We start from the raw sequence: 21,835 nt of genomic DNA, 5'->3' as shown, positions 1-21,835 counted from the left end.
CAACCATAGGGCGAATTGTCCGATGGCGGCAGACCGGGGGCGCTGTTACGCTTCTTTTCCCAATCTTGCGCTGGAATGCCCGACATGCCGCGTCGCACCCCCATCGCCGCCCCCCCGACAGACCCGGTTCGCGGCAGGCTTCGGCGAGGCGTGGCGCTGCTGACCGCGGCCGCCATGCTGACCGCCTGCGTATCGACGCGGGAGGCGCGGATCGGCGGCGATGATGGCGATGCCTGCCGGCCCCAGCTCGTCGCGCTCGACAGCACCGGCAATTTCTTCGCCGAGGACATCCTGCGCGGTGCCGCCGTCGGTGCTGTCAGCGGCGCGCTGATCGGCGGGTTGCTGGCCGCGGCCACCGGGCAGCGCGGCAGCGGCATCGCCGCCGGCGCCGCGATCGGCGCGGTGGGTGGTGGCGTGGTGGGCGGCACGGCGGGCTACCTTTCCGCCCGCCAGCAGCAGGCGACCGACCAGGCCTCGCTCAACCTGGCGGTGGCGGGCGACCTGGCGGCGGAGAACGCGCAGCTCGACCGCACGCAATTCGCCTTCGACCAGCTGATGGATTGCCGCTTCCGCAGCGCGGAACAGATCCGCGCCGATCTGCGCAGCGGCCGCCTCGCCCGGCCGCAGGCGGCGGCGGCGATGGACAACATCCGCGCCCGCACGCAGCGCGACATCCAGCTGGCGCAGACCATCAACGGCCAGATCGCCAGCCGCGGCGCGCAGTTCGACACGGCGATCGACAGCATCGCGCCGGATGTGAAGCAGGCCGCGGCGCAGCCAACGCGCGCCGTGCCGGCGCAACCGCGTGACGCGGTGAAGCTGTATCTCCGCCCCGATGCGGCCTCCCCCGAAGTGGCGCAGCTGCCGGCGCGGGAACGGGTGACGCTGCGCCCGGCGCGCAACGGCTTCGCCCAGGTGGAGACCAGCTCCGGCGTGCGCGGCTATGCGGCGGCGCAATCCTTCCCCGAGGCGCGGCGCCTTGAAGCCCGCCCCGCCGTGGCCGAGGGCGGCGATGTGCGGTCGCTGGCCGCCAGCAACATCGCGCGGCGCGACAATTTCGCCGAAAGCGTCGGCACCGCGGAACGCCTGACCGCGCAGGGCCAGGGCTTCGAACTGGCAAGCTGAAATGCGCCGGCTCAGCCTGCTGCTGATCTGGCTGGTCGCGATCCTCGCGCCGGCCGTCCTTGTGCAGGCCAGGGCGCAGGTGCCGGAGCCGCCGCAGCAACCCTTCCTGCGGGTGGAGGCCGCGGCCCATACCGCGCCCGTGGCGCGGCTGGCGACCGATGCGGCCGGCCGCATCCTGGCCAGTGTCTCGGACGACAAGACGCTGCGGCTGTGGGATTTGCCCGAGGGCACGCTGCGCGCCGTGCTGCGCCCGCCGATTGCCCCGGAGGCGGAGGGTGAGCTGTATGCCGTGGCGCTGACGCCGGATGGCAGGCGCGCCTTCGTCGCCGGCTGGACCGGCGCGGCGTGGGACCGCAGCTACACCATCTATCTGTTCGATACCGGAACTGGCCGCATGCTGGCCCGCCTGCCCGGCTTGCCCGCGCCGGTGCAGCACCTGGCGCTGTCGGCCGATGGCACGCGGCTGGCCGCGGCGCTGGGTGGGCGCGCCGGCATCCGGATCTGGAACGCCACGACCGGCGCGCAGCTGTGGGAGGATACCGGCTTCACGGGCCCCGCCCGCATGGTGGCCTTCGAGCCGCGCGGCGAAAGGCTGGCGGCCAGCGGCGCCGATGGAAGGCTGCGCGTCTACGATGCCAGCGGCCGCAAGCTGGCGGAACGCGTGCCGCTGGCCCATGCGCGGCCCTTCGGGCTGGCCTGGTCGCCGGATGGCGGGCTGATCGCACTCGGCTTCGAGGATCGGCTGCAGGTGGAGGTGCTGGCCAGCACCGATCTGCGCGCCGTCTTCACGCCGGATGTGTCGGGGCTGGAGGGTGAGGGCCTGCCGGCGGTGACCTGGGCGCAGGATGGCAGCGGCGGCGTGCAACTGCATGCCGCCGGCTATGCCCGCCGCGCCGGGGGCGAATTCCTGATCCGCCGCTGGGGCGATTACGGCCTCGGCGGCTTCACCGATGTGGTGGCGGCGCGGGATGCCATCGCGCATCTGCTGCCGCTGCCGGGCGGCGGGCTGGCCTTCGCCGCGGCCGATCCGGGCTGGGGGATGCTGGCGCCGGATGGCGCCCTGGCGATCGCGCCGCGGCCGCCGGGGGCGGATTTCCGCAATACCGGCGCCGGGCTGGCGGCCTCCGCCGATGGCACGCGGCTGCGCGTGGCGCTGCGCCGCGGCGCGGCGCCGCTGGTGTTCGATGCGCTGGCCGGCCATCTCGGCGCCGCCACCGCCGGCGATTTCGCGCAGGCGCGGACCGAGAGCGCGCGGCTGGTGGTGACCGATTGGCGGGACACCAACCGCCCACGGCTCGGCCGCACGTTGCTGACGCTCGGCGCGGGAGAGTTCGCCCGCAGCCTGGCGCTGCTGGATGGCGATGCAGGGTTGCTGCTCGGCACGGACAACCATCTACGGCTGTTCAACGCCTCCGGCCGTGCGGTCGCCAGCCTGCCGGTGCCGGGGGCGATCTGGGGGCTGGCGCTGGCTGGCGATGTCGCGATCGGCGCGCTGGGCGATGGCACGCTGCGCTGGTGGCGGATTGCCGGCGGGGTCATCACCGAACAGGCGGCGCTGTTCATCCATGCGGAATCGCAGCGCTGGGTGCTGTGGACGCCGGAAGGCTTGTTCGACCACGCGCCGAATGGGGGGCAGGAGCTGGTCGGGCTGCATCTGAATGGCGGCCGCGCGCAGACGCCGGAATGGGCCAGTTTCCAGCAGGCCTATCGCGCGCTGTATGCGCCGGCCGCGGTGCGCGCGCGCATCGCGGGTGATGGCGCGCCGGCCCGCGCGCGCCTGGCGCAGCTTGGCGAATTGCGTGCCCGCGTCGGCAGGCTGCCGCTTCTGGCGCCGGAATCGGCCTGCGCCGTGACGCCCAGCGGGTGCACGGAGCTGGCCTGGGACAGCCGCAGCCTGCCGGAGGGCGCGACGGCCCTGCGGCTGCGCTTCGCCACCACGGATCGCGGCCTCGGCCTCGGCCCGCTGGATGTGCTGGTGAATGACCGGATCGCGGCGCGGGCCGAACCCGAGCAGCGCGCCGGCGCACTGCAGGCGGAGGTGCCGCTGGACCCCGGCCCCAACCGCATCACCACACGGCTGTATGCGGAGGACCGCACCCTGTTCGCGGAAGGCCCGGCACTGGATCTGCGCCGCGCCGGGCCGCAGGCGCCGCCGGAAGCCGGACGGCTGGTGGTGCTGGCCATCGGCATCAACCGCTACGCCAACCCGGCGCTGAACCTGAACTTCGCCGTGCCGGATGCGGAAGCCGTGGCGCGCGCCCTGCGCGCCCGCGCCGGCGGGCTGTTCCGCGAGGTGCAGGTGACGGTGCTGCGCGACGCGCAGGCCACCCGCCGCGGCGTGCTGGCAGCGCTGGAGGATCTGGCGCGCACGACCCAGCCGCAGGACACCTTCGTGCTGTATCTCGGCGTCCATGGCGTGCGGACGGAGCCGGACCAGCGCTTCCTGTTCCTGCCGCAGGATGCGACGGCGACCGGCGACTGGGCCACGCTGCGCCGCCAGGGGATCGAGGATTCCGTGCTGGTCGCCGCCATCGCCCGCATCCGCGCGCGGGATGGGCTGCTGCTGCTGGATACCTGCCATGCCGGGCAATTGACGATGGACCAGCTCTCCGCGCTGGGGAATGAGACCGGCCGCTTCCTGCTGGCCGCCAGCACCTCGGTGCAGGAGGCGCTGGACAGCTATGACGACCGCAACGGCGTCTTCGCCTTCGCGGTGCTGGAGGCACTGGGTGGCCGCGCGGCGGCGGATGGCGAGGGGCGGGTCAGCGCGCTGGCGCTCGGCGAATGGGTGATGCGCCGCGTGCCGCAGCTGGCGGCCGAAAAGCAGCACCGGCAGGATGCGGTGTTCCGCAGCGCCAGCCGCGACCTGCGGAGCTTCCCGCTGGCCATCGTGCCGCAGCCCTGACCCGACACGAAAAACCCCACCCGGCGACGTGCCGGGTGGGGCGCAAGGCGCGGGCCTGGCCCGAAGGCTCAGCCGGACTTGGCGGTGGAGATGTCGTAGATCACGTGGCCCGTGGTGGTCGACTTGAACTTGTCGTCCACCTTCAGATACTCGCTGTCCACCTTGGTGAAGTTGAAGGACAGCGATTCGGAGGGGCGATCGCCGCCGCTGCTCAGCGAGTAGCCGCTGATCAGCGTGTTGGTCAGGATATACTTCTGGTAGGCGATGTGCTTGCCGCTGGAATCGGTCTGCGTCAGGTCGATCTTCACGGTCTTCGCGTCACCGCCGATCGCTTCCTTCAGCATGAGCGGGGAGATCGCGTCCATCGTCTTGGTCACGACGATCTCGGACACGCTCGGCGCCGTCGCCTCGCGCTTGGAGCCACCGCCGACGCCGGAGGAGATGCCACGGCCGACGCCCCACTGAAGGCTCTGCACCTCCATCCACTTTTCGTAGCCCGTCGCCGTCGCCTCGCCCGCGAGGTCGCCATATTTGATGAAGATCGCCATTGTCCGGTCCCTTGCCTGTGGTTGACCAACATTCCCCGAATCAAGCAGCCTCGGCGGCGGGGCCTATCAGCCGAGGTCGTACCGGAAGCCGCCAGCATCATTGATGCCGACCTGCACCCGGTTGATCTCACCCCCCGCCGCGAGCCGTTCCAGGATGCCGGCGGAAAGCTCCGGCAGCAGGGTGCGGCTGAGGATGTTGTCGATGTTGCGCGCGCCGGATTCCACTTCGCGGCAGCGGGAGACGATGGTCTCCGGCACAGCATCATCGAATTCCAGCGGCACGCCATAGCTTTCGACCATCCGCCGGCCGATGCTGCGCAGCTTCAGGATGCAGATGCTTTTCAGCACCGCATCCGCCAGCGGGTAGTAGATGACGGTGTTGCAGCGGCCGAGGAAGGCCGGCTTGAACACCTTCAGCAGATCGGGCTGCAGCGCCTCACGCAAAGGCTCCGGGTCTGGCGCCGTGTCGGGGTCCGCGCAGAGCTTCGCGATGGTGTCGGTACCGGCATTGCTGGTCATGATGATGACGCAGTTGCGGAAATCGATGTCCCGCCCCTCGCCATCCTTCATCTGGCCCTTGTCGAAGACCTGGTAGAACACATCCTGCACGCCGGGATGCGCCTTCTCCATCTCATCGAGCAGGACCACGGAATAGGGACGGCGGCGCACCGCTTCCGTCAGCACGCCGCCTTCGCCATAACCGACATAGCCGGGCGGCGAGCCCATGAGGAGCGAGACCTTATGCTCCTCCTTGAACTCGGACATGTTGATGACGGTGAGGTTCTGCTCCCCGCCATACAGCAGATCCGCCACCGCCAGCGCGGTCTCCGTCTTGCCGACGCCGGAGGTGCCGGCCATCAGGAAGACGCCGATCGGCTTGCGGGGATCCGTCAGGCCGGCGCGGCTGGTGCGGATGGCCTGCGCGATGGCGTCCAGCGCATGGTCCTGGCCGACGACGCGTTCCATCAGCTTCTGCTTCAGGTTCAGCACCGTCCTGATCTCGTCGGACACCATGCGGCCGACCGGAATGCCGGTCCAGGTCGCCACCACCTCCGCCACCGCCTGGCCGTCGACCACCGGATGCACCAGCGGATTTTCGCCTTGCAGCGCCTTCAACTCCTTCGACGCATCGGCGAGGTCCTGGCGGACCTGCCCGGCATCCGTGGCGGGTGCCTCCGGCGTCAGGTTCAGCGCCGCGGTTTCGGCCTGCAGGCGCAGGTCGCGGATCTTCGCGACGAGGGTTTTCTCAGCCTCCCACCGCGCATTCAGCTCGCCAAGCTCAGCCTCCGCCTTCACCCGCTCGGCCTCCAGCGCCGCGATGCGGGCGGCGTGGTCGCTGCCGGTCGCGCTCTCGCGGCTGACGGCGCCGAGTTCGGTCGCGATCATCTCCAGCCGCCGCGTGCGATCCTCGATCGGCGCCGGGATGGAGGCCTGGCTCATCGAGACGCGCGCGCAGGCGGTATCCAGCAGCGAGACGCCCTTGTCCGGCAATTGGCGGGAGGGGATGAAGCGCGCCGACAGCTTCACCGCATCGCTGATCGCCTCGTCCAGGATGCGGACGCCGTGATGCTTCTCCAGCGTCGCGACCAGGCCGCGCAGCATGGCCATGGCCAGCGGCTCCGACGGTTCATCCACCTTCACCACCTGGAAGCGGCGGGTCAGCGCCGCGTCCTTCTCGAAATACTTCTTGTACTCGGCCCAGGTGGTGGCGGCGACGCAGCGCAATTCTCCGCGAGCAAGCGCCGGCTTCAGCAGGTTCGCGGCATCGTTCTGCCCGGCCTGGCCTCCGGCGCCGATCAGCGTATGCGCCTCGTCGATGAACATGACGATCGGCGTCGGTGACGCCTTCACCGTGTCGATGACACCCTTGAGGCGATTCTCGAACTCGCCCTTCACGCCCGCGCCGGCCTGCAACAGGCCGAGGTCGAGCGACATCAGCTTCACGCCGCGCAGCGCCGCCGGCACGTCACCCTGCGCGATCCGTAGCGCCAGGCCTTCCACCACCGCCGTCTTGCCGACGCCGGGTTCGCCGGTGAGGATCGGGTTGTTCTGCCGGCGGCGGGTCAGGATATCCACCATTTGGCGGATTTCCGCGTCGCGGCCGAGGATCGGGTCGATCTTTCCCGCCTTCGCCTGCGCCGTCAGGTCGGTGCAGAATTGCTCCAGCGGGCCATCGCCGCGCGGTGCGCCACTGGCGGCCGGTGCGGCGCCCGGCGCGGTTGCCGTCGCTTCGGCCTGTGTGGCTTCCTCGCTGCCGCTGGTCAGCTCGGCCAGGTTGCGGCGCACGCGGTCCGCGGGCACGGCGGCGAGTGTCGGCGAACTGTCACGCAGCGTGCGCGCCAGCGCGTCATCCGCCAGCATCGCCGCAAGCATGTGGCCGCTGCGGATGCGGGAGACATTGGCTTCGAGCGAGGCGATCAGCCAGGCTTCCCGCAGCCAGGCGACGATATCGGGCGACAGCGCCGGGGCGCGGGCATTGCCTGTGCGAAGCCGGTCGAGCGCCTTGGTGAGCTCCGCGGCCACCTTGCCGGCATCAACCTCCAGCTTGCGGAGGATATGGGCGATGTCGCTGCCGCTGGTCTCGACCAGCTTCAGCAGCACATGCTCGATCTCCACATTGTAGTGGCTGCGCGAAAGTGTCAGCCCGGCGGCCGCCTCCACCTGCCGGCGGCAGATATCGCTCAGCCGTCCGACAACGGATTTCAGGTCCACAGCCACCATGTGACGGTTCGCTCCTCGGGTCCTGCACCGGACGTTAACCGCCGGGCCTTAACGAAAGGGCCCTCGCATGGCGAAAGCCGTTTCGAGGCCGCAGGCTAATCAGCGGTAGCACAGGTGTCCACAATGCCAGCGACGGGGGTGGAACGTGTTTCGCCACGTTTCGTGGCGTTTCATGATCCTCACCTGGAGGTATCGCGACGACTTGAAGCTGCGGCAGAATGGCGTGGCGGTTGCGGGGCAGCCTCGCTTCGGCACGCGACGACCAAGGGAGTGGCTGGTGTCCGAAGATCCAATCGACCTGGAGGCGCTGCTGGCGCCGCTCGACTCCGGCGAGGGTGGCGCCGGGGCGGATCTGCGCGGCGACTTCTCCCCCACCTCGCCCTATCAGCGCCTGCGTGATGCCCGCGCCGCGGCACGTGCCGAGGAACGGGCGCGCGACAGCGAGGGAGACACGGAAAGCCCGCCCGCGGAGGCCTGGCGCGACGTGGCGCGCATCGGACAGGAAGCGCTGGCCACGCGCTCCAAGGATTTCGAGGTTGCGGCCTGGCTGACGGAGGCGCTGGTGCGCCAGGCGGGATTGGGTGGTCTCGCCGCCGGGGCAAAGCTCATTACTGGGCTTTGCGAACAGTATTGGGATGCCGGTTTTCCGCAGCCCGATGAGGATGGGCTGGATGCCCGCGCCGCGCCGATCGGCGGGCTCGCCGGCAGCGGCAGCGACGGCACGGTGATGCAACCGCTGCGCCGCCTGCCGCTGTTCCGCCGCACCGATGGCACCCCGCTCGGCCTTTACCAATGGGACCAGGCGGAGGAGACGGCCGGGATCGTCAATGAGGAACGCCTGGCCGCACGGCGCGCGGCGGGCGTGCCGGAACTGGCGACCCTGCAGGCCGAGGCGCGGATGGACCGGGCCTTCCTGAGCGGCGTCGGCCAGGCCGCCACCACGGCGCGCGACACCTGGCTGGCGATGGAGCAGGCCACCGACAACCGCTTCGGCAGCGAGGCCCCCGCCACCCGCAATGTCACGCGGCTGCTGGACCGGATTATCGAGGTGGTGGGCAGCCTCGGTGGCGCGCCGGCGGAGGTGGCCCCGGTGGCCGCCGCTGCCGCCCCGGCGCCGGCAGCCGGCACGGCAGCCGCCGCGCCGGTGGCAGCCCCCGGCGGCCCGGCCGTGCTGGCGAGCCGGGAGGATGCGCTGCGGGAGCTGGGCCGCATCGCCGAATATTTTCGGCGCACCGAACCGCATTCGCCCCTGTCCTATACGCTGGATGAGGCGGTGCGGCGCGGACGGATGACGCTGGCTGAATTGCTGGCCGAGGTTCTGCCGGACACCGAGGCGCGGCACGGCCTGCTGGCCCGCCTCGGCATCCGGCCGGAGGAGCTTTCGGAATGAGCCCGCGCCACCAGCATGGCGCGCCCTCGGCACGCCACCAGCATGGCGCGCCTTCGGCACGACGCACACCCGCAAAGGTTGACGCGCCGGGCACCGAAAGCGTTATCTGCCGACATGGCAACGGCTTCGGTCGCGATTACCTGCGACCCGACACGGTCAAGACCGGTACGTTCAACCCGAGGGTATGGAAAACGCCATGACAAGCGTCCATGACAAGCTGGCGCGCGTGCGCAAGCCGCGCGTGCACATCACCTATGAAGTCGAGACCGAGGGCGCCGCCATCGTGCGGGAACTGCCCTTCGTGGTCGGCGTGATGGGCGATTATGCCGGGGACCCGACGGAGCCGCTGAAGCCGTTGGCCGACCGGAAATTCGTCCAGATCGACCGGGACAATTTCAACGACGTCATGGCGCGCATCGCGCCCGGGCTGAACCTGAAGGTGGACAACACCCTGGCCGGCGATGGCAGCCAGATGGCGGTGAACCTGAAATTCAAGTCGATGGAGGATTTCGAGCCGGCGAAGGTGGCCGAGCAGGTGCCGGCGCTGAAGGCCCTGCTGGAAACCCGCGCCAAGCTGCGCGACCTGATGAGCAAGGTGGATCGCTCCGACGAGCTGGAAAGCCTGCTGGAGCAGGTGCTGAACGACAAGTCGAAGCTCGACGCATTGTCCGCCGAGCTTGGCCTCGACAAGAAGGAGGGCTGAGCGATGAGCGCGACGCAGTCACAACCGGGCGGTGCCTCAACCACCACCGAAGACGGCGGCCTCGGCCTGCTGGACCAGGTGATCGGTGCCACCAAGCAGACCGAGCGCGACCGGGCGCAGGAACTGATCAAGGCGCTGACCGAGGAAGCGCTGAAGGGCACCGTCACCTTCAGCCGCAACCTGAGCCAGACCTTCGACCGCGCCATCGCCGCGATCGACGCCAAGGTGAGCGAGCAGCTCAACCAAGTGATGCACCATCCGCGCTTCACCAAGCTCGAAGGCTCCTGGCGCGGGCTGAACTACCTGGTGATGAACAGCGAGACCGGCACCAGCCTCAAGATCCGCATGTTGCAGGCCAGCAAGAAGGACCTGTCGCGCGACCTGCAACGCGCGGTGGAGTTCGACCAGTCCGGCCTGTTCAAGAAGATCTACGAGAATGAGTTCGGCACCCCGGGCGGCGAGCCCTATGGCGCGCTGGTCGGTGACTATGAATGGACCGCGCATCCGGATGACGTGGAGACGCTGCGGCTGATCTCCAACGTCGCGGCCGGGGCCTTCGCGCCGTTCATCTCCGGCGTCGGCGCCGGCATGTTCGGCTTCGAGGACTGGCGCGAGCTGTCGAAGCCGCGCGACTTGGCAAAGATCTTCGAGACGCAGGAATACGCCAAGTGGCGGTCCTTCCGGGAGACGGAGGATGCGCGCTTCGTGGCCCTGGTCATGCCGCGCGTCATCGCCCGCCTGCCCTATGGCGCGGCGACCAAGCCGATCGAGGAATTCGACTATGAGGAGGCGCCGCGCAATGCCGATGGCTCGGCCCAGGCGCAGGGGCACCACGACTATTGCTGGATGAACGCGGCCTATGTGAAGGCGGCGCGGCTGACGGATGCCTTCGCGCAATACGGCTTCTGCACCGCGATCCGCGGCGCGGAGGGCGGCGGCAAGGTCTCCAATTTGCCGAACCACACCTTTACCAGTGACGATGGCGATGCGGATGCGAAGTGCCCGACGGAGATCGGCATCACCGACCGGCGCGAGGCGGAGCTGTCCGGCCTCGGCTTCCTGCCTTTGTGCCACTACAAGAACACCGACTATGCCGTGTTCTTCGGCTCGCAGTCGGCGCAGAAGCCCAAGAAGTACGACCGGCCGGAAGCGACGGCGAATGCCGCCATCTCCGCCCGCCTGCCCTACATGATGGCGACGAGCCGTTTCGCGCACTACCTGAAGGTGATGGCGCGGGACAAGATCGGCTCCTTCATGGAGGCATCCGATTGCGAGGTCTGGCTCAACCGCTGGATCCAGAATTTCGTCAATCCGATGGAGGGCGCGGGCCAGGAAGCGCGCGCGAAGTATCCGCTGCGCGAGGCGCAGATCGAGGTGAAGGAAGTGCCCGGCAAGCCCGGCGTCTACAACGCAGTGGCGCATCTGCGGCCGTGGTTGCAGATGGAGGAACTCACCACCTCGATGCGGATGGTCGCGCGGATTCCGCAGAAGTCCTGAGCCATGGATCCGGCCACGCCGTTGCGCGATGCGGTGCTGGCCGGGCGATTCCTCGGCCGCAATCCGGCGGCCGAGGGGCTGGCGGCGTTGCTGGCCGAGGTTGATAGCGCGCAGCTTCTTCGTGGCTGGTTCGGGGAAGCGCGGCTGGCGGTGCTGGCCCGCGATCCCTTCCCGGCGGAGGCGCTGCGCGGCGCGCTGGACCGCGATATCGCGGCGCTCGATGCGATGCTGTCGGCGCAGCTCGATGCCGTGCTGCATGCGGCCCGGCTGCGGCGACTGGAAGGGTCCTGGCGCGGCCTGGCCTGGCTGGTGGACCGGCTGCCGGCGGCCGGCGGCAAGGTGCGGCTGAAACTGCTCTCGGCGCGCTGGACGGAGCTGTGCCGGGACCTGGAACGCGCGGTGGAATTCGACCAGAGCCAGGTCTTCAAGGCGATCTATGAGCGGGAATTCGGCATCGCCGGCGGCGAGCCCTTCGGCCTGATCGCGGCCGATTACGAAATCCGCCACCTGCCCGCACCCGGCCACCCGACCGATGATGTGGGCGCGCTGACCGCCTTCGCCGCCATCGCGGCCGCGGCCTTCGCGCCCATCGTATTCGCGGCCTCTCCGGCGCTGGTCGGCCTCGACAGCTTCGCGGAAGCGGCGCCGGCCTTCGACCTGGCGGATGCGCTGGGTGGCCCGGAACATGCGCGCTGGCGCAATGCGGCGGCGCTGGAGGATATGCGCTTTCTTTGCGTCGCGCTGCCGCGCGTGCTGGGCCGCGCGCCCTGGCCGGATGATGGCAGCCGCGTCGATCGCTTCCGCTATCGCGGCCATGCCGCGGGCGCCGAACAGCGGGTCTGGACCACGCCGGTCTATGGGCTGGCCGCCGCCGCGGTGCGCGCCTTCGACCGCTACGCCTGGCCCGGCGAGGTGCGCGGGGCGGAGCCGCAGGAGGATGCGATCGGCGGCGTGCTGGATGGCCTGCCCTATGAACGCTTCCCCTCCGACCCGCCCGGCCCGCCGCCGCGCGCGCCGCTCGATCTCGCGCTGACGGATGAGCAGGAACGCCAGATCAGCGATGGCCGCCTGGTGCCGCTTTCGGCGCTGGAGGGGCTGGCCGAGGCGAGCTTCGGCGCGCTGCCCGCGCTGCACCGCCCGCCCCGCATGAACAGCGCCGTCGCAGATGCGAACCAGCGCCTGTCCACCCAGATCAACACCCTGCTCTGCGTCAGCCGTTTCGCGCATTGCATCAAGCTGATGGGGAGGGACATGGTGGGTTCCTCCCGCGAGGCGCCGGAGGTGGAGTATGAATTGCAGCGCTGGCTGGACCGCTTCGTCAGCGGGCTTGGCTCCGGCGGGGCGGAGGTCACGGCGAAATATCCGCTGATGGATGCGAAGGTGGAAGTGCGCGAACGGCGCGACAAACCCGGCGTCTATGGCTGCACCGTGCATCTGCGCCCGCATCACCAGCTGGACGAGGTGGGCGCGGCCTTCCGGCTGACCACCGAATTCGCCCCCCGCAGGAATGCGGCATGACGCAGCGGCGTGAAACATTTTCCGGCGCAGGGCAGCCTAGGCTGGGCTCTGCGCGAATTTTCCAACTGAGGAAACGCCCAGAATGACCACCGCAGGGGATGCCTTCCATGCCGGCGACCTGGCCGCGGCGCTGGCCGCCGCCACCGCCGCGGTGAAGGCCGCGCCGGCCGATTCGGATGCGCGCTGGCTGCTGGCGGAGCTGATGCTCTATGCCGGGGAAGCCGAGCGCGCCGACCGCATGCTGGATGCGGCGGCGCTGCGGGAGCCCAACCCGGCGGTGCTGGAATTCCGCAAGCTGCTGCGGGCGGAGGTGGTGCGCGGCCAGGTGCTCGGCGAAGGCCGCGCGCCGAAATACCAGGGCGATGACGCGACCGCGGCGCAGCAGGCCGCACTCCGCGCCCGCGTGCTGCTGCGCGCGGGCGAGGTTGAGGCGGCGACTGCGGCGGCGGAGGAAATTGAATCGTTCCGCCCCCGCGCGCCCGGCCGCGCCGACGACACCCCCTTCGACGATCTGCGCGACGCGGATGACCTGTTCGCCGCGGAGTTCGAGGTGCTGACCACCGCCGGCGACCACATGCTGGTGCCGGTGGAGCGCGTGCGGTCGCTGAGCTTCGACCCGCCGCGCCGGCCGCGCGACCTGTTTTGGCGCCGCTGCGCGATCGAGCTGAAGGACAGCACGGAAGGCGTGGTGTTCATGCCGGCGCTGTATTTCGGCGCCCACACCGAAGCCGGGAACCCGCTGAGGCTCGGCCGCGTCACGGAATGGACGCATCCGGAGGATGGTCCGGTGCGCGGGCGCGGGCAGCGGCTGCTGCTGGCGGGGGATGACGCGCTGGCGATCTCCGCCGTGACGAATCTGGTGTTCGATTGAGCGCGCAGGCCACACCATGAGCGGGACACGCATCCGCGGCCCGGCGCATCGGGCGCGGCTGCCGCTGCTCGATCGGCTGCTGGATGCGGACCCCGGCGCGCCGGAACCGCCGCCGCCGAGCATCGCCGTGGCGCTGGAATTGCTGCACCGCGCCGTGCGGCGGGACCTGGAGGCGGTGCTGAACGCGCGCCGCCGCCGCCGCCCGGTGCCGGCGGGGCTGGAGGAACTGGTAATCTCGCCGCTGAACTACGGCATCCCGGATGCCACCTCCGGCGCCTATGCCGTGCCGGCGCGGCGCGAGGCGCTGGCGCGGGAGGTGGAGGCGACGATCCGCCGCTTTGAACCGCGGCTGATGTCCATCCGCGTCGAGCTGGTGGGCGGGGAGAATGAGCTGGACCGCGCCTTGCGGCTGAAGGTGGATGCGGTGCTGCGCGCCGATCCGGTGCCGGAGCCGGTGAGCTTCGAGACTTTGCTCGAACCCGTCTCCCGCGACGTGACGGTGCGGGACGCCTGATGTCGGACGATCTTCTCCCCTTCTACAACCGCGAACTCGCCGCGATCCGGCGGCTGGCGGGCGAATTCGCGGAGGCCAATCCGAAGGTCGCCGGGCGGCTGCGGATGACGCCGGATGCGGTGGATGACCCGCATGTGGAGCGCCTGCTGGAAGGCGTCGCCTTCCTCGCCGCGCGGGTGCAGCACCGGCTGGATGATGAGCTGCCGGAGCTGACGGATGCGCTGCTGGAATTGCTCTGCCCGCATCTGCTGGCGCCGGTACCCTCGCTCACCACCGTGCGGCTGCTGCCGAAACCGGAGGCCGCCGGCGCCGCCCTGGTGCCGCGCGGCACCAGGCTGGAGACGGAAGCGGTGCGCGGCGAGCGCCTGACCTTCCGCACCTGCCAGGACACCACGCTGTGGCCCGTTGCGGTGGAGGCGGCGCGGCTGAATGGCCTGCCGCTGCCGGCCCCGGCCAATCCGCAGGCGCAGGGCGCCGTCGCGGTGCTGCGGCTGACGCTGTCGACCACCCTGCCCGGCCTGACCTTCGCGGAGATCGGCATCGACCGGCTGCGGCTGCATCTGCGGGGCGCCGGGCCGGTGCCGGTGCAGTTGCTGGAACTGCTCTGCACCTCGACCCTGTCGATCGCGCTGGCCGATGGCCCCTCCGATCCACGTCCGGTGCTGCTGGGGCGGGAGGCGCTGAGCCAGGGGGGCTTCGCGCCGGAGGAAGCCGCCCTGCCCTGGCCGCCGCGCGCCTTCACCGGGCACCGGCTGCTGACCGAGTATTTCGCCTTCCCCGAGAAGTTCCTCTACCTCGACCTCGATGGTCTGGACCGCCGCAGCCTGGTGCAGCGCAGCCCGAAGATGGAGATTTTTGTCTATCTCTCGCGCGCCGTGCCGGAATTGGAACGCGCGGTCTCGGCCGAGAACTTCGCGCTCGGATGCACGCCGGCGATCAACCTGTTCCGCCAGATCTGCGAGCCGATCGCGCTGGATGGCACGCAATCCGACTGGCTGGTGGTGCCCGATGCGCGGCGCCCCGCGGCGCTGGAAGTCTATGCGGTGGAGGCGGTGCGACTGAGCCGGGCGGAAGACCCGCGCCCGAAGCGCGTGCCCGCCTTCCACCGGCTGCGCGCCGAGGCGCCGAGCGAGGCGGAGGCGGAGGCGACCGATGTAAGCTGGATCGCCGCGCGCCGGCCCGCGCCGGGCATCCTGGGCGGCAGCGAGACGCGGCTGATGCTGCGTGATCCGCATTTCGATCCGTCGCTGCCGGCGGATGGGGTGCTCGGCGTCGATGCGCTGTGCTGCAACCGGGATTTGCCATCGCTGCTGCCCTTCGGCGGCGGGCAGCCGCGGCTGCGGATTGTCGACCCCGCCACGCCGGCCGGCAGCGCCGAGTGCCTGTCTCCGCCGACGCCGACGCTGCGGCCGCAATTGCGCGAGCGCAGCGGCTGGCGGCTGGTGTCGCACCTCGCGCTGAACCATCTCGGCGTCACGGGTGGGCCGCAGGCGGCGCTGGCGCTCAAGGAAATGCTGCGACTGCATGGTCTGCGGGACACGGCGGAGACAAGGCTGGCGCTGGAGGGGCTGGTCTCCGTCACCGCCACCCCGGGCGTCGCCCGCCTGCCCGGCGTGCGACCGGGCAGTTTCGCGAGGGGGCTGGAAGTGGCGCTGACCTTCGAACCGCAGGCCTGGACAGCGGGCGGACTGTTTCTTCTCTGCGGGGTGCTGGAGCGGTTCCTGGCCCTGCAGGTCTCGGTGAATGGCTTCGTGCGATCCAGCGCGCTGCTGCGCGGACGCAGCGGGGCCGTCGCCACCTGGCCGGCGCGCAGCGGCACGCGGGTGCTGTTGTGAAAGATTTCCCGCCCTCAAGCGCCGGGCGGCTCGCCGCAGGGGCGGCGGCGCGCCTTCGCGCGCTCGGCCGGCGAAAGTCGCCGTCCGCAGGTTTGGCAACCGGAGTGCCGGCATGACCGCACCCTCCCCGCGCGAAAAACTGGCGGCCGAGCCGGCGCGGTTCAGCCTGGACCAGGCGGCGGCGGTGCTGGCGCCGGGGCGGGACCCGGTGGACCTGCCCTACCGCACCCAGGCGCGGCTCGGCGCGCCGGGGGGCGAGGTGGCCTCCAGCAACCCGCAGACCGGGGAGATCGTGACGCCGACCTTCGGCCTGATCGGCCCGGGCGGCGTGCTGCCGCGGCACTACACGGCAACCGTGGCGGCGGAAGCCCGAAAACGCTCCGTCGCGCTGCACAATTTCCTCGACATGCTGGCGCGGCGCTTCACCGGGCTGTTCGTGAAGGCGGGCGCGAAATACCGCCCGGCACGGGACCCGGTGCCGGCGGAACGCGTGCTGGCGGCGGCGAGCGGACTCGGCACGCCGCATCTGGTGGCGAGGCTGGCCACGCCGCTGCCGGCGCTGCTGTACCATGCCGGGGCGCTCGCCTCCCGCTCCCGCAGCGCGGAACGGCTGCGCGGGCTGCTGACGGAGGAAACCGGCACGCCGGTGCAGATCGTGGAATTCGCCGGCGGCTGGATCCGCCTGCCGGCCGGCGAGCAATCCCGCATGGCGGCGCGCGGCAGGCCGGGGGTGAATTGCGGCCTGGGCGTGGATGCGGCGCTCGGCGCCCAGGCCTGGGACCCCTCCGCCCGCTTCCTGCTGCGGCTGGGTCCGCTGAAATTGAAGGAATTCGAGGCGCTGCTGCCGGGCGCGCCGCTGCATGGCAGGCTGGTGGAGCTGATCCGCCTGCAGGTCGGGCTGGAGCAGGATTTCGCACTGAATCCGGTTCTGGCCGCCGCCGAGGTGCCGCCCTGCAAGCTCGGCCTCGGCGGCGCCCGGCTCGGCTGGACCGGCTGGCTCACCACGCCGCATCCGCGCCGCGCCGATGCGCGGGACGCGCTGCTCAGTCCGATTTCCCCCTCGCGTCAGGATGCCGCATGAGCACGCATACCGGCTGGTCCCGCGGCTACCCCGTGGCCGAGCCCTACCCGGCCGCCTGGCACGCCTTCCAATCCCCCGCCCATCTCGCCGCCGCCTGCGCGCTGATGGGCGTGGCGTGGGAGGTGGGGCCGGAAACGCCGATGCAGATCGCGGAGATCGGCTGCGGATCGGGCTACACCGCCAATGTACTGGCCGCGGGCAACCCGAACGCCGAGGTCCTGGGGCTGGACTACAACCCGGCGCATATCGCCGAAGCCCGATCGATGGCCGCCGCCGCGGGCCTGACGAATGCGCGCTTCGAGGCGACCGACCTGGCGGAACTGGACGGGGCGGAGCTGGACCGGCTGCCCGAATTCGACCTGGTGACGGTGCACGGCCTGTGGTCCTGGGTGGCGGACCCGGTGCGGGAGGGGGTGCTGTGGCTGCTGCGGCGGCGGCTGAAGCCCGGCGGCGTGGTGCTGATGACCTACAACGCGCTGCCCGGCGCGGGCGGGGCGCTCGGCCTGTCCCGCCTCGCCCGTGGTGCGCTGCGCGGTGCCGGCAGCACGGCGGCGGGCATCGATGCGGCGCGGGACATCGTGCAGAAGCTGGTGGCGGCAGAGGCGCAACATCTGCCGCCCTCCACCTGGCGCGCGCTGATGACCGGGGAGATTTCCGGCGCGCGGGCCGGCTACCTGCTGCATGAATTCATCACCGACCATTGGCGCCCCTGCTTCTTCGCCGATGTGCAGGACGCAATGGCCACGGCGCGCTGCGAGTTTGTCGGCAGCGCCACCATGGACGAGAATTTCCCTGCCATGTCGCTGACCCCGGCGCAGCAGGAAATCTGGCACGCGGCACCGGATGACACGGCGCGGCAATTGGTGCTGGATCTGTGCGTGCCGCGCGCCTTCCGGCGCGACATCTATGTGCGCGGCCTGCGACGGGTTTCGCGCGATGCCGCGGTAGCGGCGATCCCCCTGGCCTCGGTCAGCCATGCCAAGGCCGCGCGCAAGCTGCGAACCCAGGCTGGCGAGGCGGAACTGCCGCCGCAGATCATCGAACCGATCCTGGCGGCGCTGGAAGCCGGGCCGCAGACCATCGGCGCGCTGCTGTCCCTGCCCGGCTGTGGCAGCGTGACCCCGCCGGAGGCGCTGGCCATGCTGGTGGGCAGCGGCAGCGCCTTGCCGCTGTGGTCCGCGCCGGGTGGTGCGGCGGAAGCGACGGCGCGGCGCTTCAATGCGGTGGCGGCGCGGCGGCTGGCACCGCACGGCACGGGGTCCGGCCGCATGGCGCTGGCCTGCCCGGCGCTGGCCGGTGGGCTGGCGGTGGATGGGATGGAACTCGCCATCGCCGACCTCGCCGCCCGCGCGCCGGCCGATGGCGTGGCGGTGGAGCCGTTGCTGCGCGGCCTGCTGCCGCCGGGGGCGGAACCACCGGAGGAGATGCTGGCGCATCTGCGCGAACAGATCGGTTCTTTGGTCCGGAACCGGCTGCCGGTCTGGCGCAGCCTGGGGATCGTCTAAGTGACCCTTCGAAAACGCCGGCGGGTCGGCCCCGGCATTCTCAAACGATCACCAAGGGAGGATGGCCATGCGAAAGACCCTTGCCGGGCTTGGCCTCGCGCTGCTGCTGGCACCCGCCGGCGCCGGGGCGCAGGCGCCGGAGGTGGAGCGGCTGATCGAGGGGCTGGACCCCGCAAGCCCGGTGACCCGCGGCATCCGCGTGCCCGCGGCGCCGGATCTGACCACGACGACGGCGCCGCCGGGCGCGGCCGCCATCTCGCTGACCGTCACCTTCGCCAGCGGTTCGGCCGGGCTGGGGCCGGAGGCCGTCCGCGTGCTGGACAATCTGGGCCAGGCGCTCGGCTCGGCTCGCCTCGCCAGCTACCGCTTCCGGGTGGAGGGGCATACGGACACGGTCGGACCCGCGGCGATGAACCAGGTGCTGTCCGAACGCCGCGCCGCCGCGGTGCGGGATTTTCTCGTCAAGCGGCATGGCGTGGACCCGGCGCGGATCGAGGCGGTGGGGCTGGGCGAGACGCAATTGCTGGTGGCGACACAGGATGAAACAGCCGAGCCGCGCAATCGCCGCGTGCAGGTGGTTAATCTGGGTGGCTGAGGCGTAGGCTTCGCCGCATCTGAACGGAGACGGTCCATGTCCCTTGCCCCTTTCCCACTCGCGCTTCTGGCGCTGGCAGCGGGCGCCACCCTGCTTCCGGCGCCCGCCCGGGCGCAGAGCGACCCGGCCGCGGCGCGGCTGATCGAACAGCTGCGCCCCCGCGGCGATGGCGCCACGCGCGGCATCCGCCTGCCTTCCGCACCTGCCGCGACCCCTTCCGCCGCGATCCCTCCGGCCGAAAGCGCGCCGGCGCGGCCCGCCCCGCTCGGCGCCACCGCCACACCGGCACCGGCCACGCCCAGCGCGCCGCGCCCGGTGGCGCGGCCGGTGGTGCCGGACACCACGGCGCCGGAGGGGGTGCCCGCGGTGTCCATCACCGTCACCTTCCCCAGCGGCTCCGCCAATCTGACGCCGCAGGCGGAGGCCAGGCTGGCACCGCTCGGCCGCGCGCTGGCCTCGGCGGATCTGGCGCCGTTCCGGTTTCGGATCGAGGGGCATACGGATTCGGTGGGTGCCGCCTCGATGAACATGGCGCTGTCGGAACGCCGCGCCGCCGCGGTGCGGGACTATCTGATCCGGCAATTCGGGGTCGATGGCAGCCGGCTGGAGGCGGTCGGGCTGGGCCAGACGCGGCTGCTGGTGCCGACCGGGGATGGGGTGAATGAACCGCGCAACCGGCGCGTGCAGGTCATCAACCTGGACGGCTGAGGCACGATGACAGCGTAGCGGGCAGCAGAACCCGGTCCGGGTGGGACGCAGCATGTCGGCAGAGAACGACGCCACCATCCGCCACCCGCCACCCGGCCGCCCCGGGCCGCCGCCGCCCCTGGAATGGGGCCATGTGCCGCCCCCATCCCCGAAGCGGGCCGCCCGCCCGGCCTGGCCCTGGATGCTGCTCGGCCTCGGTGGGGTGATCGTGGCCGGCCTCGGCGGCTGGTGGCTGGCGCTGGCACCGCTGCGGGTGGAACCGGTGGCGGAGGTGGCGCCGGCGCCGCAACCCGCGCCGGCGCCGGAGCCCCAGCCGGAGCCCCAACCGGAGCCCCAGCCGGAGCCCCAGCCGGTTCCGGTTTCGCTTCCCCTGCCCTCCCGCCTCGCGGCGCTGCCGCCGCTGATGGAGGAAGCGGCGATCCGGGACCATCGCGCGGACCAGCCCCGGCTGATCCGCTACGCCGGCAACCCCGCCATCTTCCTGATCGACTTCCCGACGCTCGCGGCGCAGGGCGCGGCGCTGAACCGGGTGGCGGCGCTGGTCGAAAAGGCCGGGCTGCCGCGCGACCGCGTGCTGAGCGAGGCCGAGATGGCCGAGGCCATCGCCCGCACCGGCGAAAGCGCCGCCACCTTCTATTTCGGCCACAACTACCGCGGCGCCGACCTGGCGCGCTTCTTCGCGCTGGCGGAGCGGGACGGGCTGGCGCTGTCGCCGGCGGAGGAGTGGCTGCGCGCGCAATATCTGCTCGCCCGCGGCCTGGTGCCGGTTGGGCAGGAGCCGGGGGGGCAGGAAATCGTGCTGCTGTCGCTCGCCGCGCCGGGGCCGGAGATGGATGAGGCCGGGCGCGCCACCATCCTGCGCCATGAGCTCAGCCATGGCCGCTTCGGCACCGATGCCGCCTATGCCGCGCATATCCGCCAGGTCTGGACCGAAGGCTTCACCGCGGCCGACCGCGCCGCCTTCCGCGCCTTCCTCGGCCGCGAGGGCTACGATACGGGCATCGAGGAGCTGATGATCGACGAGGCGCAGGCCTATCTGCTGCACACGCCCGACCCGCGCTTCTTCACTGCCGACCATCTCGGCGTAACGGAGGCGGAGCTGGCGCGGCTGCGCGGGCTGATGCGGCAGGGGATGCCGCCGTGAACGCTACCGGTTTGCCACCGTCTCCAGCAGCACGGCGCGGGCGCTGACGCGGATGCCCTGCGCGCGCGCATCGCGCAGCGCGGCGGCCAGCGCCGGGATGTAGTCGTCCAGCGGCTCCACCACCGGGCGCGGCTGCGGGAACAGCGGGCGCTCGGAGGCGAAGACGATGATCATGTCGGTGCCGAAGGGCTCATCCACCTCCCATCCGGCGAAATTCGGGCCGGGCTCGCCGAGGCGCAGCCGGGCGCCGGCGGCCTGCGGCTCGGACGGGACGAGATGGACGATCTCGTTCGATTTCATCAGGTAGCTGACATAGAGCTGGCCGGCGCGCGGCGGCATCTGCACGTCCAGCCGCAGCAGGTCGCCGCGTTGCAGCGGCATGGCGCCGGCGATGGAGACCAGCGGCGCCTCCCCGGTCGCGGCGGCGACCTGGCGGATGGTGTCGATGGCGCCGCAATAGGGGCCTTCGAAGGCGTTCAGGCGCAGCGTGGCGGCGGCCTCCGGCACGCCACGCTCGGCCAGCACGCGCCGCATCGCCGCCTCTCCGCCACGGCGCAGGATGCCTTCGATGGTGAGGCTGGTCTCGGTGGCGCTGGCCTCGAGCAGGCTGCAGGGCGCCGCGGCGGCTGCGGCGACGGCGGCGGCGCGCAGATCGGGGGCCGGCGGGGGCGTCGGGGCGGGGGTTGGCACGGGTGCGGGTGGCGGGACTGGCGCGGGTGTGGGCGTGGGCAGTGGGGCTGGTATCGGAGCCGGTACGGGCGTGGGCGCCGGGGCTGGTGTGAGGGCGGGAGCTGGTGCCGGTGACGGTGCCGGCGTTGGTGACGGCGCCGGTGACGGGGCCGGTGTCGGAGCCTGGGCTGGCGCCGGTGTCGGGGCCGGTATCGGTTCGGGCGCTGGCGTCGGTGCGGGTGCCGGCGTCGGCACAGGCGCCGGAGTGGGCGCAGGCACGGGTGGCGGCGCGGGCGCCGGAACTGGCGTCGGCGCGGGGCCGGGTGCCGGCTGCGGCGGATCAGGGGCAGGGCCGGGCTGCGGCGGGGCCGGTGGGGTCGGCACCGGGGCCGAACCCTGGGATTGGGCCAGTTGGTCCGGCGGCGGCACCGGCGCGCCCTGCTGGGTCACGAAATATCCTGCGGCGCCGGCCGCCAGCAGCGCCACGCCGCCCAGCAGCGCCCATT

Annotated in this window: 17 protein-coding genes; 14 read left to right on the top strand and 3 right to left on the bottom strand. The window is 71.5% G+C overall.

What is annotated here, in order from left to right; translation table 11 throughout:
* The first annotated feature begins 84 nt into the window (after positions 1-84).
* Both Q8S40_RS22355 and Q8S40_RS22350 read left to right on the top strand, forming a co-directional pair.
* The gene (locus Q8S40_RS22355; protein WP_305672175.1) at positions 85-1,125 is read left to right on the top strand and encodes a hypothetical protein; all 1,041 of its coding nucleotides are present in this window, start codon (positions 85-87) and stop codon (positions 1,123-1,125) included.
* 1 nt (position 1,126) lies between these two features.
* A complete protein-coding gene (locus Q8S40_RS22350) occupies positions 1,127-4,030 on the top strand; it encodes a caspase family protein (protein WP_305672174.1) in 2,904 nt (967 codons plus the stop codon).
* A gap of 68 nt (positions 4,031-4,098) precedes the next feature.
* Here Q8S40_RS22350 and Q8S40_RS22345 read toward each other — a convergent pair whose 3' ends face one another.
* Positions 4,099-4,578 carry a type VI secretion system tube protein Hcp gene (locus Q8S40_RS22345; protein WP_304814360.1) on the bottom strand — a complete coding sequence of 160 codons (480 nt, stop codon included), beginning with the start codon at positions 4,576-4,578 and terminating at the stop codon, positions 4,099-4,101.
* A gap of 66 nt (positions 4,579-4,644) precedes the next feature.
* Positions 4,645-7,299, bottom strand: a complete 2,655-nt coding sequence (gene tssH / locus Q8S40_RS22340; protein WP_305672173.1) for a type VI secretion system ATPase TssH — start codon at positions 7,297-7,299, stop codon at positions 4,645-4,647.
* Positions 7,300-7,576: 277 nt separating this feature from the next.
* Here tssH and tssA point away from each other — a divergent pair, with 277 nt between their 5' ends.
* The 12 genes from tssA to Q8S40_RS22280 all read left to right on the top strand — a co-directional run bounded on the left by tssA (position 7,577) and on the right by Q8S40_RS22280 (position 20,660).
* On the top strand, positions 7,577-8,689 hold the full coding sequence (gene tssA, locus Q8S40_RS22335; protein ID WP_305672172.1) for a type VI secretion system protein TssA: 1,113 nt from the start codon (positions 7,577-7,579) through the stop codon (positions 8,687-8,689).
* A 196-nt stretch (positions 8,690-8,885) separates the two neighbouring features.
* Positions 8,886-9,392 (top strand): type VI secretion system contractile sheath small subunit, encoded by a 507-nt coding sequence (gene tssB, locus Q8S40_RS22330; RefSeq protein ID WP_304814365.1) that lies wholly within the window; start codon positions 8,886-8,888, stop codon positions 9,390-9,392.
* A 3-nt stretch (positions 9,393-9,395) separates the two neighbouring features.
* Entirely contained in the window at positions 9,396-10,889 is a 1,494-nt protein-coding gene (tssC, locus tag Q8S40_RS22325) for a type VI secretion system contractile sheath large subunit (protein ID WP_305672171.1), read from the top strand.
* 3 nt (positions 10,890-10,892) lie between these two features.
* The gene (gene tssC / locus Q8S40_RS22320; RefSeq protein ID WP_305672170.1) at positions 10,893-12,407 is read left to right on the top strand and encodes a type VI secretion system contractile sheath large subunit; all 1,515 of its coding nucleotides are present in this window, start codon (positions 10,893-10,895) and stop codon (positions 12,405-12,407) included.
* An 82-nt stretch (positions 12,408-12,489) separates the two neighbouring features.
* Positions 12,490-13,278: a type VI secretion system accessory protein TagJ gene (locus Q8S40_RS22315; protein ID WP_305672169.1), complete on the top strand. Its 789-nt coding sequence runs from the start codon at positions 12,490-12,492 to the stop codon at positions 13,276-13,278.
* Between the two features lie 16 nt (positions 13,279-13,294).
* Entirely contained in the window at positions 13,295-13,792 is a 498-nt protein-coding gene (tssE, locus tag Q8S40_RS22310; protein ID WP_304814371.1) for a type VI secretion system baseplate subunit TssE, read from the top strand.
* Positions 13,792-15,627: a type VI secretion system baseplate subunit TssF gene (tssF, locus tag Q8S40_RS22305; protein ID WP_305672168.1), complete on the top strand. Its 1,836-nt coding sequence runs from the start codon at positions 13,792-13,794 to the stop codon at positions 15,625-15,627. The genes tssE and tssF overlap by 1 nt, the downstream gene beginning before the upstream one ends.
* Before the next feature lie 112 nt (positions 15,628-15,739).
* Positions 15,740-16,708, top strand: coding sequence for a type VI secretion system baseplate subunit TssG (tssG, locus tag Q8S40_RS22300; protein ID WP_305672167.1), 969 nt, complete (start codon positions 15,740-15,742; stop codon positions 16,706-16,708).
* Positions 16,705-18,213: a class I SAM-dependent methyltransferase gene (locus Q8S40_RS22295; protein ID WP_305672166.1), complete on the top strand. Its 1,509-nt coding sequence runs from the start codon at positions 16,705-16,707 to the stop codon at positions 18,211-18,213. Before tssG ends, Q8S40_RS22295 begins: the two co-directional genes overlap by 4 nt.
* A gap of 67 nt (positions 18,214-18,280) precedes the next feature.
* The gene (locus Q8S40_RS22290) at positions 18,281-18,808 is read left to right on the top strand and encodes an OmpA family protein (protein WP_305672165.1); all 528 of its coding nucleotides are present in this window, start codon (positions 18,281-18,283) and stop codon (positions 18,806-18,808) included.
* Positions 18,809-18,844: 36 nt separating this feature from the next.
* Positions 18,845-19,516 carry an OmpA family protein gene (locus Q8S40_RS22285; protein WP_304814379.1) on the top strand — a complete coding sequence of 224 codons (672 nt, stop codon included), beginning with the start codon at positions 18,845-18,847 and terminating at the stop codon, positions 19,514-19,516.
* Between the two features lie 52 nt (positions 19,517-19,568).
* Positions 19,569-20,660 (top strand): hypothetical protein, encoded by a 1,092-nt coding sequence (locus tag Q8S40_RS22280; RefSeq protein WP_305672164.1) that lies wholly within the window; start codon positions 19,569-19,571, stop codon positions 20,658-20,660.
* 3 nt (positions 20,661-20,663) lie between these two features.
* On the opposite strand, the gene Q8S40_RS22275 is transcribed toward Q8S40_RS22280, so the two are convergent.
* Positions 20,664-21,350, bottom strand: coding sequence for a hypothetical protein (locus Q8S40_RS22275; RefSeq protein ID WP_305672163.1), 687 nt, complete (start codon positions 21,348-21,350; stop codon positions 20,664-20,666).
* Between the last annotated feature and the right edge of the window lie 485 nt (positions 21,351-21,835).

This window comes from Falsiroseomonas sp. (assembly GCF_030695085.1).
GTDB lineage: Bacteria > Pseudomonadota > Alphaproteobacteria > Acetobacterales > Acetobacteraceae > Falsiroseomonas.
Note: the sequence above shows the minus strand (reverse complement) of the source record. Positions and strands in the feature narration are given on the sequence as shown.

Excerpts from the sequence above, each read along its gene's own strand:
- Q8S40_RS22355 (WP_305672175.1), top strand. The coding sequence starts at position 85 with ATGCCGCGTCGCACCCCCATCGCCGCCCCCCCGACAGACCCGGTTCGC.
- Q8S40_RS22350 (WP_305672174.1), top strand. The coding sequence starts at position 1,127 with ATGCGCCGGCTCAGCCTGCTGCTGATCTGGCTGGTCGCGATCCTCGCG.
- Q8S40_RS22345 (WP_304814360.1), bottom strand. The coding sequence starts at position 4,578 with ATGGCGATCTTCATCAAATATGGCGACCTCGCGGGCGAGGCGACGGCG.
- tssH (WP_305672173.1), bottom strand. The coding sequence starts at position 7,299 with ATGGTGGCTGTGGACCTGAAATCCGTTGTCGGACGGCTGAGCGATATC.
- tssB (WP_304814365.1), top strand. The coding sequence starts at position 8,886 with ATGACAAGCGTCCATGACAAGCTGGCGCGCGTGCGCAAGCCGCGCGTG.
- tssC (WP_305672171.1), top strand. The coding sequence starts at position 9,396 with ATGAGCGCGACGCAGTCACAACCGGGCGGTGCCTCAACCACCACCGAA.
- tssC (WP_305672170.1), top strand. The coding sequence starts at position 10,893 with ATGGATCCGGCCACGCCGTTGCGCGATGCGGTGCTGGCCGGGCGATTC.
- Q8S40_RS22315 (WP_305672169.1), top strand. The coding sequence starts at position 12,490 with ATGACCACCGCAGGGGATGCCTTCCATGCCGGCGACCTGGCCGCGGCG.
- tssE (WP_304814371.1), top strand. The coding sequence starts at position 13,295 with ATGAGCGGGACACGCATCCGCGGCCCGGCGCATCGGGCGCGGCTGCCG.
- tssF (WP_305672168.1), top strand. The coding sequence starts at position 13,792 with ATGTCGGACGATCTTCTCCCCTTCTACAACCGCGAACTCGCCGCGATC.
- tssG (WP_305672167.1), top strand. The coding sequence starts at position 15,740 with ATGACCGCACCCTCCCCGCGCGAAAAACTGGCGGCCGAGCCGGCGCGG.
- Q8S40_RS22295 (WP_305672166.1), top strand. The coding sequence starts at position 16,705 with ATGAGCACGCATACCGGCTGGTCCCGCGGCTACCCCGTGGCCGAGCCC.
- Q8S40_RS22290 (WP_305672165.1), top strand. The coding sequence starts at position 18,281 with ATGCGAAAGACCCTTGCCGGGCTTGGCCTCGCGCTGCTGCTGGCACCC.
- Q8S40_RS22285 (WP_304814379.1), top strand. The coding sequence starts at position 18,845 with ATGTCCCTTGCCCCTTTCCCACTCGCGCTTCTGGCGCTGGCAGCGGGC.
- Q8S40_RS22280 (WP_305672164.1), top strand. The coding sequence starts at position 19,569 with ATGTCGGCAGAGAACGACGCCACCATCCGCCACCCGCCACCCGGCCGC.